The sequence below is a fragment of the Haliovirga abyssi genome, from assembly GCF_030295325.1.
Lineage (GTDB): Bacteria > Fusobacteriota > Fusobacteriia > Fusobacteriales > Haliovirgaceae > Haliovirga > Haliovirga abyssi.
In genome coordinates, this window is the sequence record NZ_AP027059.1 from 2077838 (window position 1) to 2095441 (window position 17604).

General features: G+C 24.6%; 14 protein-coding genes. 1 reads left to right on the plus strand and 13 read right to left on the minus strand.

Translation table 11 applies throughout. The annotated features are described in order from the left end of the window. Positions 1–19 precede the first annotated feature (19 nt). The 7 genes from RDY08_RS09175 to RDY08_RS09205 all read right to left on the minus strand — a co-directional run bounded on the left by RDY08_RS09175 (position 20) and on the right by RDY08_RS09205 (position 5929). A complete protein-coding gene (locus tag RDY08_RS09175) occupies positions 20–838 on the minus strand; it encodes a hypothetical protein (RefSeq protein ID WP_307904093.1) in 819 nt (272 codons plus the stop codon). A 76-nt stretch (positions 839–914) separates the two neighbouring features. Continuing rightward, the gene (locus tag RDY08_RS09180) at positions 915–1100 is read right to left on the minus strand and encodes a hypothetical protein (RefSeq protein WP_307904094.1); all 186 of its coding nucleotides are present in this window, start codon (positions 1098–1100) and stop codon (positions 915–917) included. Beyond that, on the minus strand, positions 1073–2047 hold the full coding sequence (locus RDY08_RS09185) for a Tle-like phospholipase domain-containing protein (RefSeq protein WP_307904095.1): 975 nt from the start codon (positions 2045–2047) through the stop codon (positions 1073–1075). The genes RDY08_RS09180 and RDY08_RS09185 overlap by 28 nt, the downstream gene beginning before the upstream one ends. Before the next feature lie 59 nt (positions 2048–2106). Beyond that, entirely contained in the window at positions 2107–2910 is an 804-nt protein-coding gene (locus tag RDY08_RS09190; RefSeq protein ID WP_307904096.1) for a hypothetical protein, read from the minus strand. Between the two features lie 25 nt (positions 2911–2935). Next, a complete protein-coding gene (locus tag RDY08_RS09195; RefSeq protein ID WP_307904097.1) occupies positions 2936–3778 on the minus strand; it encodes a hypothetical protein in 843 nt (280 codons plus the stop codon). A 2-nt stretch (positions 3779–3780) separates the two neighbouring features. Then, a complete protein-coding gene (locus RDY08_RS09200; RefSeq protein WP_307904098.1) occupies positions 3781–4848 on the minus strand; it encodes a hypothetical protein in 1068 nt (355 codons plus the stop codon). A gap of 535 nt (positions 4849–5383) precedes the next feature. Next, entirely contained in the window at positions 5384–5929 is a 546-nt protein-coding gene (locus tag RDY08_RS09205; RefSeq protein ID WP_307904099.1) for a hypothetical protein, read from the minus strand. A 438-nt stretch (positions 5930–6367) separates the two neighbouring features. Here RDY08_RS09205 and RDY08_RS09210 point away from each other — a divergent pair, with 438 nt between their 5' ends. Then, positions 6368–6610 carry a hypothetical protein gene (locus tag RDY08_RS09210; protein ID WP_307904100.1) on the plus strand — a complete coding sequence of 81 codons (243 nt, stop codon included), beginning with the start codon at positions 6368–6370 and terminating at the stop codon, positions 6608–6610. A 573-nt stretch (positions 6611–7183) separates the two neighbouring features. Here the strand turns inward: RDY08_RS09210 and RDY08_RS09215 are convergent. From RDY08_RS09215 to RDY08_RS09240, 6 genes are all read right to left on the minus strand, one after another. After that, on the minus strand, positions 7184–10066 hold the full coding sequence (locus tag RDY08_RS09215) for a hybrid sensor histidine kinase/response regulator (protein WP_307904102.1): 2883 nt from the start codon (positions 10064–10066) through the stop codon (positions 7184–7186). Between the two features lie 383 nt (positions 10067–10449). Then, the gene (locus tag RDY08_RS09220; protein WP_307904103.1) at positions 10450–12528 is read right to left on the minus strand and encodes a carbohydrate-binding protein; all 2079 of its coding nucleotides are present in this window, start codon (positions 12526–12528) and stop codon (positions 10450–10452) included. Positions 12529–12654: 126 nt separating this feature from the next. After that, positions 12655–13698 (minus strand): hypothetical protein, encoded by a 1044-nt coding sequence (locus RDY08_RS09225; RefSeq protein ID WP_307904105.1) that lies wholly within the window; start codon positions 13696–13698, stop codon positions 12655–12657. Further along, a complete protein-coding gene (locus RDY08_RS09230; protein ID WP_307904107.1) occupies positions 13679–15691 on the minus strand; it encodes a glycosyltransferase in 2013 nt (670 codons plus the stop codon). Before RDY08_RS09230 ends, RDY08_RS09225 begins: the two co-directional genes overlap by 20 nt. A 34-nt stretch (positions 15692–15725) precedes the next feature. After that, positions 15726–17210 carry a HEAT repeat domain-containing protein gene (locus tag RDY08_RS09235; protein ID WP_307904109.1) on the minus strand — a complete coding sequence of 495 codons (1485 nt, stop codon included), beginning with the start codon at positions 17208–17210 and terminating at the stop codon, positions 15726–15728. Positions 17211–17213: 3 nt separating this feature from the next. Further along, positions 17214–17600, minus strand: coding sequence for a response regulator (locus RDY08_RS09240; RefSeq protein ID WP_307904110.1), 387 nt, complete (start codon positions 17598–17600; stop codon positions 17214–17216). Between the last annotated feature and the right edge of the window lie 4 nt (positions 17601–17604).

A 17604-nucleotide genomic window follows, 5' to 3' on the forward strand; every position in this document is an offset into this window, starting at 1 on the left:
TTTACTCACTCTCCTATTTTTATTTTTTGTAATTTCTTCTATAACCTAACAATTTTTCTATATCTTTTATTGATTTTATCTTATAATAATCCTGTTCTTCTATTCGAAGCCCAGCATAATTTTTTTTCCAATATTCCGTTACATCAAATTCGCTTGTCCAACTTGAAAACCAATTACTTACTTTCAATATATGGTCTATATCTTTATCTTTAAAAAAATCTTCATCATATATATTTATTGTTATACTTGCCCACTCTAAATTCTGATTTTTCAAATATTTAAACAGTTCCCATACTTCTTTTATAAAGGCTTCTTTCTTCTTTTTTGTGCTTACTACATCTTCAAAAATTAATATAAATATATTTACATGCATTTTATTTGGAATATTTTCAAAAAAGAAATCAAATTTTTTCCTTTTCAAAATTTTTAGTACCTCTCTTTTTTCATCATAGATATGTATTCCCATATTTCCCCAAAAATAAAGTTTTTTTTCTTTAAATATCTTCTTTATTATTGATTTATAATATATTGTTGTTAAATTTGCTTCTTTTATCGAAGAATAATTTTCAATAACCCTTTCTTTTGGATCTTTTTTGACAAACGCAAAAAATGTCTCCTTATCTATATTATTCTCTTTTGGATATACCTCCAATACCCATTTACTTCTCTTGCCATCATAAAATATTCTCCTTATCTCAAATTTTTCATCATATCTTGTTTCTAATTCATTCATTACTAATGACTTTATTCTTGCTTTTTCTTTTTTATTTTCACATCCTGTTAATAAAGTTGATGTTACTAATAATAGCAGAATAAATAACAATATTCTTCTTTTCATCTTCTCAGCTCCTCTTTTTATTTTTTTGTTATCTATGATTTTAAAACTTAATTCTAATATTAAATTTTTTAATATCTTAATTAAATTTAAAAATCTTGTTATCTATTTCCAATTCTTTATTGTAGATTATTCCTTTATTTTCCTCTTTTAAATTTTTATCTACTAAATATCTTTTTCCTACATGTTTAAATACTGTTCCTGTCACATCTTTTGAAATTGAGTATGCTATTACATTTATGTCTTTATTATAATAATTATCCATAAATCTTTTTTTTTCTCTAACAGTTCTATAGAATAATCTAATGAATCTTTACTTGTTAAACTGTTTTTTTCTATCTCTATTTTGCTACTCTCATCCCAATAATTTAAGCCATTTGCATTACTTTTTAAATACTCGTCTAATCCTTTGCTTATTATGTTTTTTAGCTCTTCTTTTGTTGGAATTTTTATTAAATTATTTGGTATATCTACAAATTCTGTATTTGGTGATACAAGATATGTCCCGTTCGTTTTTACAAAACCTGCCTGAATAAATTCTTTTAAGATATATTTCCCTTTTTCTCCTGTTGAATCAAATATCTCTTTCCATGATAATTTTGTTAAAATTGCCTCTGTCCCAAATAGTTCATATCCATTCATTCTGCTAAATCCTGCTACTCCTACTCCGTTCCATATTACTGTTTTTGATATGTTTTCTGCTCCTATTACTGATACGTATTGAGATAAGCCTCCGCCTAAGCTGTGCCCTGTTATTAATATATTACTATCTATATTTTTAGTTAATATATAATTATAAAAATCTTCCGCTAATTTAAATTGTATCCCTGGCATTCCACATACTATTTGACCATTTGTATATATATGTTCTTCCATAAAATTCTTAAAACTTTTTTTCCCGCCTACCTCTTTATCTGTTCCTCTATACGCTATTACTATTTCATTGTCTTTTTCAAATGCTGCTGCATAAAATCCTTCATATTGAGCTTTTATAGATTCTGGTTGGTCTTTATATTCTCCTTTATATTTACTTAAATCAAATCCTTCTAATAACTTCCAACCTTCCATTCTTTCAGTAAAGTAGTTCCATCTTTGTTGACGTTCTGAATTTCCTGATTCTGTTGTGTCATTAAAATGATGTTTTTTTAAAACTTTTTCTAAATCATCCCCTTCATCTTTCTTTTCATACCTCTCATATGCCAAATCTGCCAATACTAAAAATTCTAAATCTTTTTCATTTCATCTTTCCATTTTTACTCACTCTCCTATTTTTATTTTTGATTCCAGTCTAACTTTCTTAACTTATCTTTTATCTCTTTAATATATTTTATATTTTTATAATCTTTTTCTCTTATTCTTAAAAGATATGTTTGTTTTTTCCAATATTCCGTTACATCAAATTCGCTTGTCCAACTTGAAAACCAATTACTTACTTTCAATATATGGTCTATATCTTTATCTTTGAAAAAATCCTCATCATAGATATTTACTGTTATACTTGCCCATTCTAAATTCTGACTCTTTAAATATTTAAATAGTTCCCACACCTCTTTTATAAAGGCTTCTTTCTTTTCTTTTGTGCTTGTTACATCTTCAAATATATAGATAAAAATTCTAACATCTGTTATTTTGGGAATTTTATTAAATATAGTTTCTATTTTTTTTATTTTATCTGTATCTAAATTTGTTTCTCCTATCCCAACATTTGCCCAAAAACGCAATTTATTTTCTTTGAACATTTTTTTTATTATTGGTCTGTAATATATTTTTGTTAAATTAGAATTTTTTATTGTATAATAATTCTCTATCACCCTTTCTTCTGGATCTTTTTTGACAAACGCAAAAAATGTTTCATCATCTATATTATTCTCTTTTGGATACACCTCCAATACCCATTTGCTTCTCTTATCATCATAAAATATTCTCCTTATCTCAAATTTTTCATCATATCTTGTTTCTAATTCATTCATTACCAATGACTTTATTCTTGCTTTTTCTTTTTTATTTTCGCATCCTGTTAATAAAGTTGATGTTACTAATAATAACAAAATAAATAATAAGATTCTTCTTTTCATATTTTCATCTCCTATTTTTTAGTTTTTATGAACATTTTTTTATATATTTAGGGAAATCAAGTGCTCCTTCTAATGATTCTTTTAATAAAACTTTTAATCCTGAACCAAAAAACTTTGCTCCTTCTCCTCCTACTTTTGATGATAGAAATGCTGGCATTATGTTTCCAGGGACATTTGCTACAATGAACATTCCAATTTCTAATGCTTGAATAGTATTGTTTGCTTTTTCTACTTCATCTCTATTTGGTAATTTTAATAAATTTTTTGTTATTTTTTCTTTTAGTTTATTTATTTTAGCAGTGTTTTTATTTTCTAAGGCTTTTAGTAGATCGTAAAGATCTTGTTTTGAATCAGAATCTAATTGCTCTGATATTCTTTTCTTTATCTCCTCTTTTTCTTTTTCTTCTAATTTTTCTAATGCTTTACTTAATGCTTCTGAAAATACGTCTACATAATCTGACATATTTTTTGTTAAATATTCTGATACTATTTTGTATTTGTCTCCTCCGTAGATTACTTCCCATTCTCCTAAGAATTTTCCAACAGAATCTAATTTTGATAGGTATTCCATTCCTATTCCTGCTGATTTTCGCATTTCGATTAGGGCTTGGGTTTTGTCTAGTTTTCCGTTTTGATATCCGTAGATGTATTTTCCTATTTTTTTACTAGTTTTTTTATCATCATATTCTCTTACAAATGATTCTGGGGTTAAAAGGTCTTTTAGCTTATTTGTTCTACTTTTTCTACCTCTTTCATTTAAAGTTAAATTAACAAATTGCCAATCTAAATTTGCCAAATTACTAAATACTAATAATTCTTTATCTGTTGTTTTAGCCGAACCACTACTTTCACTCATTACATTTACCACTTTTACTCATCTCCTTTTTTATTTATGTATATATAAGTTATGTAATTATCTATTTTTATATCACTTAATTTATCATATTTTCTATCTTTATCTTCTTTTGTTATTGAACTTTTATAATTTGCCTCTAACATTCCTATAGAATATATCCAACACTGTCTTTGAGCATTATATTTTTCTAACTCCTTATAACTCAACTCACTTTTACTTATCCTATTCATTCTCTTAATCAATTCATAATCACTCATTTTCTTAACTTCATCTTCTAATTTTCCACTCATCTCCTTTCTTAATTTCATTGGTGGCATATACACTTTTTCTCCCTCTACTGTGAGTGCTACTTTTTTTCCGTGTTTTATTTCATAGGTGTAATCATAATATCCTGGTGCTAATACTCGCTCATCTATAAATATTACTCCCATCTCTAAATATTTGAACAACCCTTCCTTTTTTAAATATTGGATATACTTATATATCTCTTTCCTCCTTTCCTCTTTTTCTTTTTCATTATCTATTCTATCAAATATATAAATATATAAAGTTAGTTCTAATCTTTTATTTTTTAGATCTTCTTTTACTGCTTTCATTTTTTCTTGAAATCCACATTCTAAATATTGTAAATATCCATCTCCTTTTTTTTCTGAATATTTTACACGTGACTTTATTCTTATTTTGTTTCCAAATATTTTTTTGGATTTTAAAAGCAAATAATTTTCTGCTTCATCATTCATTTTTATTACTCCATAATTATCACCAACTCCTCCTAATCTACCGAAGGGTAATATATCTACACTTGCTCTCGCATGATAATAACTATCATATTCTTTATTTGTTCCAATTATTGACTTAGGATATATTTCTGCCTGATAAAATTTTTCTCCATTTGCACTTCTTGTTCCTATGTTTTCTACAATAAAATCTTCTCCGTAATCTTTTTTTAGTTCCTGCTCCATCTTTGTTCTTATCTCTTTTACACTATGCCCAAAAATCATTGGTTTCAATACTGGTATTAATAATATCAATATTATAAAAATAATAATTCTTGGCAATTTTTCTTTTAATTCTTTTTCCATTTTTTCACTCCTTTTTTATTTTTTATTAGGGGAATATAAGTTTATTCGGAAAATAAGCTATGCAATTTTGTTAAATTTTTTAGAAATTAAAAATTTAGAAAAACATTTATGCGTTATCAGAGGAAGCTAGCTTATTTTAAACATTCTAAAGGTTATTTTATCCCTTTGTTTATCTCTTCATTTCTTTGTCTTGATACAAAGAAACGAAGCAAAGAAAAATCAAGAAGCTAAAAAACTCGTTCGCTTTAGAGGAGGACGCTCTCTCAGACAGTTTTAGCTTCAGGAGATTTTATGATAAAAAAGCTATAAATCTTTTAATAGATTTATCTTTAAAGTTATATTTATTATATTATTAATTTCTATTGTTTTCTTTTTCGCTTTTTTATCATAAAATCTTTTTTAGTTTTATTTTGGACAAACTTTATGATTTTGAGTTTTTTTGGTATTTAGATACAAAAGTCAAAATTGAATTCGGTTCTAAAACAGTTTAAAGTGTGTTTTTTCTGTATGGAGATTATAACATTTTTGTTGGTTTTTAGGAACATTTTTTTATATATTTAGGGAAATCAAGTGCTCCTTCTAATGATTCTTTTAATAAAACTTTTAATCCTGAACCGAAAAACTTTGCTCCTTCTCCTCCTACTTTTGATGATAGAAATGCTGGCATTATGTTTCCAGGGACATTTGCTACAATGAACATTCCAATTTCTAATGCTTGAATAGTATTGTTTGCTTTTTCTAATTCATCTCTATTTGGTAATTTTAATAAATTTTTTGTTATTTTTTCTTTTAGTTTATTTATTTTAGCAGTGTTTTTATTTTCTAAGGCTTTTAATAGAGCGTAAAGATCTTGTTTTGAATCAGCATCTAGTTGCTCTGATATTCTTCTTTTTATATCATTCTTTTCTTTTTCTTCTAATTTTTCTAATGCCCCGTTTAATGCTTCTGAAAATACGTCTACATAATCTGACATATTTTTTGTTAAATATTCTGATACTATTTTGTATTTGTCTCCTCCGTAGATTACTTCCCATTCTCCTAAGAATTTTCCAACAGAATCTAATTTTGATAGGTATTCCATTCCTATTCCTGCTGATTTTCGCATTTCGATTAGGGCTTGGGGTTTGTCTAATTGTTCGTTTTTATATCCGTAGATGTATTTTCCTATTTTTTTACCAGTTTTTTTATCATCATATTCTCTTACAAATGATTCTGGGATTAAAAGGTCTTTTAGTAGGGGATATACTCCATCTTTTTCTGTTAATCTTACAAATTGCCAATCTAAATTTGCTAAATTACTAAATACTAATAATTCCTTATCTGTTATTTTGTTATTTGCTATTTAATTTACCCTTTTTAACATCATCTCCTTTATTTTTTATATAAATATAGTTTAAAATTTTAGCTATCATTATATCATTCAAATTTTTATAATTATATGGTTCAACCACAAAAAGGAAAAAAGGAAATTTTTCGTATAATATATATAAGCATATAAAATTATCGAGGAGGCTTAAAAATGTTTAGAACAAATAAATATCAACAATTAAAATTAGAATATCCAGTAGCAATGATGCCAAAATATTTAGTAGAAATATTAGAAAAAGGTTGGGCGGAAGAATTTAAGAAACATATCTATCCAAAAATAAATGAAGAAAAATTTTCATTATTATTTAGCGAAAAAAACATCAAAACCAAATTCACCAATAAATGTAATAATAGGGTTATTGAGATTAAAAGAATTTTTCAATCAAACAGATGAAGAATTAATAGGAACACTATCTTTTGACATAAGATAGCAGTATGCATTAAATACAACAAGCTATACAAAACAACCAATATCAATAAATACACTAACAAATTTCAGAAGAAGAGTGTATAAATATGAATAGGAAACAGAAATAGATTTAATAAAAGAAGAAGTAGAATCAATTTCACAAGAAATAGAAAAATATTTAAAAATAGAAGGAAGTTTATTTAGAATGAATTCTTTTATAGTAAGTTCAAATTGCAAAAAATTAACAAGGTTAGAATTGGTCTATGAAACAAATTTAAATTTAATAAAAAAATTAAATGATTATAGATAGAAAATTAATACTGGTTGAATGTAAATCATATTTAGAAAAAGGAAATAAGAATGAAACAATATTATAGAAGTAAGAATACAGAAACAAGTTCAAAATTAGAGATTCTATTAAATCATACAAAATTATTATATGATTGACCCACAAAAAGGTATTTAGTTTTCTCCACACCACTACATATAGTGTTCGAAAGCTTTTAGAAAACTACCTTTTTGAAGTCTAATCATTCAGTGATTAAATTTATCTTTTAATTATCTTTTCAAATATTTCTCCAAAACTCTATTCAATTCATTTTTATCTATTGGCTTTGTCAAAAAATCATCCATTCCATTTTCCAAAGCTTTTTCTCTATCCTCTTTTGTACTACCTGCTGTTAAAGCCACTATTATAGTATGCTTCCCTAACTCTTTTTCATATTCTCTTATCTCGTTCGTTGCTTCTAATCCATCTTTTACTGGCATTTGAATATCCATAAGTATAATATCAAAATTATTTTCTTTTGATTTCTTTACTGCTTCTAATCCATTTCCCGCTTTTAATATTTTTACTTCTGGCATATACATTTCCACCATTGTTTCTATTAACATCATATTTATCTCTACATCTTCAGCTATTAACATTTTTAATCTATTCTCTGTTATTACATTTTTATCCTCTATTTTTATTTTGTTCTCCATATTATTTTCTGCCTTGTTTTCTCTCTCTTTACTATATCTTTTTGAATTTAAATTCTCTAAATACTCCATCAATAATTTTGATTTTATGGGTTTTGTTAAATTAAACCTAACTCCAAGTCTCTTACATTCACTATTTAATTTCAAGTCATCAGATGAACTGTGTAACAAAATTATTGGCAGTTTTTCTTCTGACATAATTTCTCTTATTTTTTTTATTGAATCTATCCCATTTATATCTGGCATATGATAATCCATTATAACTGCATCTAACTTATATCCCTCTTCTACTATATTCACTGCATCAAATCCATTATTGACACTTATTGTTTCTATACCCCAATATCTCAATGTGTGCTCTAATATCATTCTATTTTTATCATTATCATCTACTATCATTATTTTTTTTATATCTAATAGTTTGTCTAATTCCAATTCGTTTCTATCTTCATATTCAGTCTCTATTGTAAAATAAAATTTTGTTCCTTTTCCATATTCACTTTCTAATTCTATTTTACTTCCCATTTTTTCAGCCAAAGCATTAGATATTGTAAGTCCCAATCCTGTCCCACCAAATTTTCGTGTTGTAGAACTATCTGCTTGCGAAAATGCTTCAAATAATTTTTCTTGCTGTTTTTCTGTTATTCCTATCCCTGTATCTCTAACTATAAATGTAAAAAATCCATCTTTTTTATTTTTCTTTATAAATTTTAACTCTAACTCTATTTCTCCTTTTGGAGTAAATTTCACTGCATTTCCTAGTAGATTTATTAATATTTGTCTTAATCGAACTATATCTACTACTGCATATCTTGGCACATCTGGTTTGATATTTAATAATATTTCAATTCTTTTTTTATCTGCGTTATATTTTATTATATCTGCTGCAGATTCTACTATCTCTATTATATCTGCTTTTATCAATTCTAATTCCAATTTCCCTGCTTCTATTTTAGAAAAATCTAATATATCATTTATAATTCCAAGTAATGCCTCACCTGAAATTTTTATATTACTTAAATATTGCATTTGCAATTTATTTAATGGCGTTTTTAATACTAAATCTGTAAATCCTATTATTCCATTTAAAGGTGTCCTTATTTCATGACTCATATTTGCTAAAAATTCTGATTTTGCTTTACTTGCTGATTCTGCTTTTTCTTTAGCTTCTATTAATTCAATATTTTTTTTATTAAGTGTTTCAGTCCTTTCTTGAACTTTTTCCAATAAATTATTGTTAAAATCTTCTAATTCCTCTTTTATTTTTATATTTTCTTTTTTATAATAGTTCATTCGAGAACTAATAGATATAAAAAATAGAGTTGAAACAATAATAAAAAATGCATTTATTAAATTTAATGTGAAAAAGTTTGTAGGTAATATTCCCATTCCTCTTAATCCAAAAATAACAATTGTCAATAAAAAAAATAAAATACCAAAAGAAAAAATTTTATTATATATTTTTTTAGATTTTAATAATTTAAAACTTATTATTATATTTGGAACTATTGTTAATATTGCATAAATCGTATATAGTATTAAACTATATCTTACTTTTATAAATAACATAGATAAAATTATTACAAAACCTAAAACTATAAATAATTTCAAAATTTTAGATTTACCTTTTTTATTCTTTGATAGTCCAAAAAAAGAGTAAGCAAAATATGTAAAAGCCATTAAAGCTATAATTCCAGACCCTATATATGCATAAAACTTCCAATATAAATTATTAGAATTCAAAAATTTAAAAAGTATTCCAAATTGTATTCCTTCATAGATTAAGTATGAAAAAAGATAAGTTATCAAATAAATATATGTAATCTCTCTGTCATTAATAAAATATACAATAAATACCAAAATCAATACTAAAATAAATGCAAAATAAAATCCCATATATATATAATTTTCATTTGAAGTTTTAATAAATTGATTATATGTAGATAGTTCAAAAGGAAATCTCATTGTCCCTTTAGTTTTTATTTTAGCTATTAAAGTATATCTCTTATTTGGAGATAATTTTAGATGAAAAGAATAATTTCTATTATCTATAGTCCTATTTTTATATGCAACATCATCTCCAGCATGTATTTTTTCAAATTTTCCATTCTCATTAAATATATATATATCTAAAAAATCAACTAATGGATATTTTATAGTTAATATCCAATTATTTTCTGTTGTGCTGTTTATTATATTTGATTTTATCCAATAATTAGAATCTGAAAACCCATAGCTTCCTCTGTTTTCTATCTCTTTATTTTTATAATCTACATTATATAATTTCTTAAAATTTATATTTTCTTTATTATTATCAACATAGACTTTTGAGCTTTCGTTAATTGAATATATAGAATTTACATCTGTTAGTTCAGTAAACAATTTATTATTTACCTCTTCGGAAAATAAATTACTGCTAAACAAAATAGATATATATATGATTATCTTTAAATATTTCATAATTTCCTCCCTATTTTTAATAATATCTAAAAAATTTTCTTGAAAATTCCGTTATTTAATTTTAACATATTCTATTTTGTTTATCAATTTTTTTTAATTATTATTAAAAAAAATAGTTACAGTACAGATGTAATAATTAAAAACTCAATCTAAATCAGTAATTTTACTAATTTATTATTGACTCTTTATATTAAGGGCAATCACAGGGGATTGCCCCCAATGTCATAAAGTTAACGATAATTTATAATTTTATATCGGGTTTGCCAACGGCAAAACCCCTACATTATAAAATAAATTAATACTTCCCTAACAAATAAAAAGATGTCAGACAAATTCTGCCTGACATTTTTTATTAACAAATTTGTTATCTTTTAAGCTTTCTTTTATCTCTCTGCTTTTCTCCACAAAGCTAAAGTTTTATTTGGAGTCCAATTTCTAAAAGCTATATGAGTTTGCAAACATTCATATTTTTTCCCTTTATAATTTACAATATCTCCAACTCTATATTTTATTCCCACTTTCCAATCTTCTATGTTTTTAGTTGTATCCCCTGCTTTTAATGTATAAACAGGAAGCATACTTGTATCTACTGCATCTGCCGGCTCTATTGTAATAAATCCAATTCCGTCATCATAATCTTTATCTCCTAAATTTATATTATCTTCATATCCAAATACTATTTTATTACTCTCTTTATCAACATACGCTACAAAATGATCCATACCATTTGAACACAACTCTTTTTTAGAATATAAGTATCCATTATTCATATTATTATATCCATTTGAATGAACTAATATTCCAAAATTATCTCCTGCATTTAAAGAGATATATTTAGTATCTCCTGCCTCTAAAATACCGCCTGAATTCTTTTTAGAAAAATTATTAAATAAGATAAATTCATCTCTTTTTTCTATATCATCTGTATATCTAAATATTCCAACTCTATTTTTATATCCTGCCCCTTCATTTAAAAATGTAATATTTACTGTAGCATCTTTTAATAATTTTAAAGTTTGTAAAGAGCCTATCATATTTTTATTATCATCAAAATTTCTATCAAAAACTTCTTTTGCTGTATCTTTTACACTCTTAGGGACTTCTTTTTCATCATATTGATTTTTAGAGATAAAACTATATATATGAACACCACCAAGCCCTGTTGCTACAAAAAGATAGTTTTTATCAACTATTTTTCCATTAATATTAACCCTTTTAGCCCTATAAGCTACTTCATTTGCTGAATAATTTTCATTATCATATACATCTCCTCTAAGTGTATGTCCTCCTACAAATTCTAAAAATTTAGCCCTTTTATCTTCTGGAATAGTAGGATCTATTGAATCAGCTCCATTTATTTTATATACTCTAAATCCAGCACCACCATTTGCTGTAAACAGAAGTCCACCATCATGAGATACACTATTTGTATACGATTCTACTCCTTCAGGATTATCTATAGTCATTATCTCTTCTGCTGTTTTATCACTATTTATTTTTAACACTTTTAATCCTTTATCCGACATTCCAAGAAAAGCTATTAAATCTTCATCTTTATATATTTTTCCATTTTTTATACTGTCATATATATCAATAGCCGCTTTATGCCCTTCACTAGAAAAATCTCCTACATTAATAACAGTGTTTCCAAATGAAATATCTCCATCTTTTCCATCGCTAAAAAAAGATAATAATCCTTCAGAAGAAACTGCTGTATCTCTTATATCATCTTTCGACATAATCTTATCTATTTTAGAAAAATTAATATCTATATTATATAATCCACCATTTTTAGCTCCTGTCGAAACTACATATGAAGAATCTTTCATATTAATTGAAGTTACTGTATAACTCTCTAATATCCTAAAATTACTATTAATTTCAGAAGCAATTTTTTCTTTAGATGATAAATCTACATTAAATTTTGTTATAAACGCTGTTTTTCCTGGTTTGGCACCAAATTTTGCACCTCTTCCTTTATAAATATCTGCCATTCCTCCATATACAACTTCATTTGTATCTTTATCAAAATAAACAGAGTTTATATCTAAATATGGATGCTTCACTTCAAGTATCACTTTTGGTTCTTCTGTACTTATATCCACTATTTGTAAAGCTCCACCTAGCTCTTTTCCTTTTGTATTATATGCTATATATGCTCTATCTCCTGATATAAATATATCATTTGCTTGTACAGCTTCTTTTCTTCCACTTAAAAATACAGGTTTTACATTTGCAACATATTTTATACTATATTCAAAATTTTCTGTTAATATCGCTGTTCTTTTTGTCCCTTCCCCTTCATTTAATGTAATTTCACTATTTTTCAATCTAACACCATCTACATTTGTACTTATAACTATTCCATCTTCATCTAAGCTCCCGCTGTTTAGTTCCTCTTTGTTTGCAAAACATCCTCCAAACAGTAATAAAGCCACCAATAAACTTATTAACTTTTTCATAATTTTTCCCTCCTGTTTTATTTTTATTTTATACTTGTAAATATTTTATTTGTTATCAACTAAAGAAATAAGCTACACCTCATACGGTAAATTATAATTTTTTTTATTTTTAATTTCTAAATAAATTTATATTTTCCTATTTACTAAAAAATATTCCCAAATAAAATCTGTATCTTGCTTTATATTTTCTTTTAACTCTATAAAATACAACACATTTCCTTTAGATATTTTCTCTACTACAAGATCATTCCTTTTAATATCAAAATTATTTTTTGCTTGATAATAATATATCCTATATTTTTCAAAATCAACTTTCATTATCTCTTTAAGATTTTTAAATATAATATTATCTCTATATGCTGTTTTTATAAAATATAAATTATCTCCTTTTTTAATAATTATTCCATTTTCCCAAGAAACAGCTATTTTATATTTTTTTGATTTATAATATTTTATAAGTTGATTTACTCTTTCATCTCTCATAACTGGATAAACTAATCCTTTTTTTATAACAAACCCTTCATCTTTTATATACAACATTGGAATTATATTATCTACATATTTTAAAATTTCATCTTCGCTATATCCTCTATTTTTATTTTCAATTTTACTATCCACTATAGAAGCAAATATATACAGTTTTTTATTTTTTAAATTTCCCCTAACATATTTTAATATTTCAATAAGTTTTTCATTATTTCTTTTCTTAAATTTATTTGAAGCTCCATTTATTCTTTCAAAATCTACAACTAAACCACTGTATTCTATATCTAATTTTTTCAAAGCATCAATATTTTCATTAAATATACTTTTATATTTTTCATAAATTTCATTAAATTTTTCTTCTCCATATGAATCAAAAAACCATAAATATAATTTTATATTATTCTTTTTTAAATGATTTGAAAAAATCTGTAAATTTTCCCTACTTGTTTTATAATAGAAAAAGCTCCCTTTTTTAAATACATATCTACTTCCAAGATGCAAAATCACGCTACTATATTTCCGTGACATATCGTCAGCTAGTTTTATTATATCTTCTTTTTTACCATCTCTAAATGTTTTTAATATTTTATCATCATTTCCAACAATTATTCCCTCTTTAGAAAATATATAAGGAGTAATTAACATAAATAATATAAAAACTATTTTAATTTTTTTTATATTCAACCACCTCCAATTCTACTCTCCTACTTAATGTTCTATTATCTCCTGTTATATTTTCTTCTCCTTTGCCAGTTAATATAAAATATTTATTAGTTAAATATACAGATTTTAATAAAAGTTCTCTTCCTATTTTTTCTGCTCTTTTTAACGATAATTTTAAATTATAATCTCTGTTTCCAGTTTTATCTGCATAACCAGTAATTTTTATCTTAAATTTCTCTTTTTTTAAAATTAATAGATCTATCTCTTTTGCTATTTTGCTTAATCTATCTTTCTCTAAAAACTCTACACTATCTTTTTTAAAATATATAGGTTTTTTTATCAATTCTTTTAAAGTTTCAAATTTTTCATTTTTTATTTTTTTATTTTTTATATTCTTATTTATACTATTCTCTTCTATTTTTGTTTTCTCTTTTTTTCTTAATTTTATTAATTTTTCTCTTTCAATCTTAGATCTGATTTTTCCAGTTCTAAAATCATTAACTACAAAACATATACTTATTGTATATAATATTATAAAAGCACTCATAAATATAATTAAATATACTTTCATCTTTTTTCCTTTTTGTATATGTCTCTTTGTTGCCACTCCCTCTTTTCTCTTCATTATCCCCCAATGCTGTTGTTTTAAAATATATTGAAAAAAACCATTTAATTTAAATAACAAAAGCATCTGTCTATATCCAAAATTTTCTAAAATTCCATAAAAAAATAGTTTGCTATTATCTTTAAATTTTTTATATCTTCTAAATGTCATCATTTCTAAAAATACTGCAAAACCAGATATTAACACCCCTAACAAAATAGACAAACTAAAAAACAGTACAAATACATTTCTATCTAACATTCCAGATATATAAAAATATGGCAATAACAAATATCCCATCAATTCAATAATAGGTGCAAGTAACTCAAAAATATAATAGTATGGAAATGATAAAAAACCTATAGTCCCATATCTTTTTTTAAAAAACATATCCTTATTACTTGCTAAAGTCTCTATTAAACCTCTATGCCATCTAGATCTTTGATTTTTTAAGGTCTCTATATCCTCTGGAACTTCTGTCCAAGATAATGGCTCTGGCACAAAACTAATTTTATATTCAATTTTATTATCTCTAAAATATTTATGAAGCCTAATTACCAACTCCATATCTTCTCCTACTGTTGATTTTAATGTAGTTTCAGATGAATATCCTCCAACTAAAATAACAGCTGACTTTTTAAATAATCCAAAAGCACCAGAAATTATTGGTAAAGCATTTATTAATGCCCAAGCATATCTTCCAAACATAAACGCTCTTAAATATTCCACAACTTGAAATTTAGCTAAAATCGTTTTAGGAAAATTAATCTCTTCGACTCTATTTCCAGATATTTTGCAACCATTAACTACTCCTACTATTCCACCTGTTGCAATAACTCTTTTAGGATCGGATAAAATTGGTGTTATTACTTTCAAATATGAATCTCTTTCTAAAATTGTATCTGCATCTATACTTCCAAAATATGGATATTTTGATATATTTATTCCTACATTTAAAGCATCTGCCTTCCCACCATTTTCTTTATCTACAACTATAAGATTATTATTAATTTTACTTCTATATATCCTTTTTACAGATTTTGTATTGATATCTTTCCTATATGGATAACTATACACCTCACATTTAAATTCTTGCAAAACTTTTTTTAAAGTCTCATCTTTTGAACCATCATTTATTACAATAATCTCATACTCAGGATAGTTTAAATTGTTTAAAAAAGCATTAATATTCTTTATAATTACAGCCTCTTCATTATAAGCTGGTACTAATAATGATATTGGTGGCGTTTGATTTGACTGATACATATTAATATAATTATATAATTTAGTTCTTCTTTTATATTTTAAAATACCTCTATATGAAGTGATAAAAAGCAAAATATACCCTAAATTTATAAGTATAAAATAGGTTATCACTACTATTGAAATTATAAATATAACTTTCTCCATCTCACCACCCTATAATGCCTTATTTTTAATTTTTTCATAACGCTATCTGTTTTGGAGTTATGAATAATTTTTCAGTATTACATTTTAAAATTTTATTATCATATATTGTTTTTAACTCTTTTAAAATCTGTATTGATTTTATTTCACTAATTAATATTTTCTTTATTTCATCTTCAATATTTTTATTTGATATTATATTTTCTAAAATCATAATATTATTCGAGTTATTAACTACTTTTAATACCTTTTCAATTATATTTCTAACTTCACCTTTTTCTAAATTAAAAATAATATTTTTCATAAAAAATGTATTGTGAGCAACTAAAGCATAACCTGAAATATCTCTTGCAAATCTATCTTCACTATCTAAAGTTTTATATAAAATCTTTTCCCCTTCTTTTCCAAATTTCAATAAAGAGTGTGCTGCATTATATCTTACTCTCCAATTTGAATCTGAAAGCATATTATAGACTATTTTTACTCCATTTTTTGTTTTCCATATATTTTTTGCTGCAATTGCCCTCAAAATCCAATCTTCACTTTTTGAAGCTAATCTAAGTATTCCAATACATTTACCTATTGCAAGTTCTCCAGATGCCTTTACTAATTTTATCAAAAATTCTTTTTCATTATCATCTTTATTCTTTTTTCTATATGCAGAAAAAAATTCTTTTGATATTATATTTATAATATTATACTGCTTATTATATGATATAGCATAAATCAATTCTCCAATATTTTGAGTTTTTAAACTTGAAATAAGTAACTCATTTAAGAAAAATTCATTAACTCTCTTATTCTCAATCATATATTTATATAAATTTTTATTATCATTTTGAAAACAGTTAAATACTCTTTTCATATTATAACCTTCATTTTTTTCTATAATATTAATCACTTCAAACATATGCTTTATATAATCTCTAATCTCAATTTCACTTAATTTATCTATCCATTCATCAAATATTTTCATAAATGCTATATAATAATTTGCAACCATACTATTTTTTATTAATTTTTTCAAATCTATATCATATAACTTATGTAAATTTTTTTTACTTCTTATCTCTCCTATTTGATAAAGATATAACTCTCTATTGTCAACATTTTTACTATTTGTCCAAAATTTATATAGGTAGTCCGAAACTCCAATTTCATCAGAAATTTTTATAACTCTTTTTCTAAATTCTCCTTCAAAACTATTTATTACCTCTATTAAAGAATCCACTATATCTGAATCATATTTTTTTTTACTATAATTTCTATTTATGCTAAATTCTATTTTATCTTCATTTTTTTTATAGTCAACTACAAACCATTTAGATTTTTTATGTACATCTATTAATTTCATCTCTTTTTTTCTATATGCAAATTTTATAAATAATTTTATATATTCCTCTTTTCTATTTTCATTTTCTATATCTATTTTTTTATAATAAAAATGTTGAATTACTATTATTATATAAAATATTAAGTCTATAACGAAAAATATTATTAACAATAGTAGTAATAGCTCCATTTTTTATGCCTCCCTTTTTTTCTTCTCATATATTCTTTCAATTAAAGCTTTTAATATATTTGGGTTAAAAGGCTTTTCAAAATAAAAATCTATTCCCAAATTAAATGCATTTATAATTCTATCTTCTGATGTTTCAGAAGTAATTACGATAATCTGTATTGAATCATCTTTCTTTTCTTCTCTTATGATTTTTACTATCTCTTCCCCTCTTCCATCTGGCAATATTAAATCTAAAACAACAATATCTAAATCTATTTTATCTAAAATATTTTTTGCTTCTTCTATATTTTCAACTATTTTTATCCAAAATTTTGTATCTCTATTAAACATCTCTGATAAAAGCTCTTTATATATTTTTGTTCCTTCTATAAATAATATATTTGCTAGCATATCT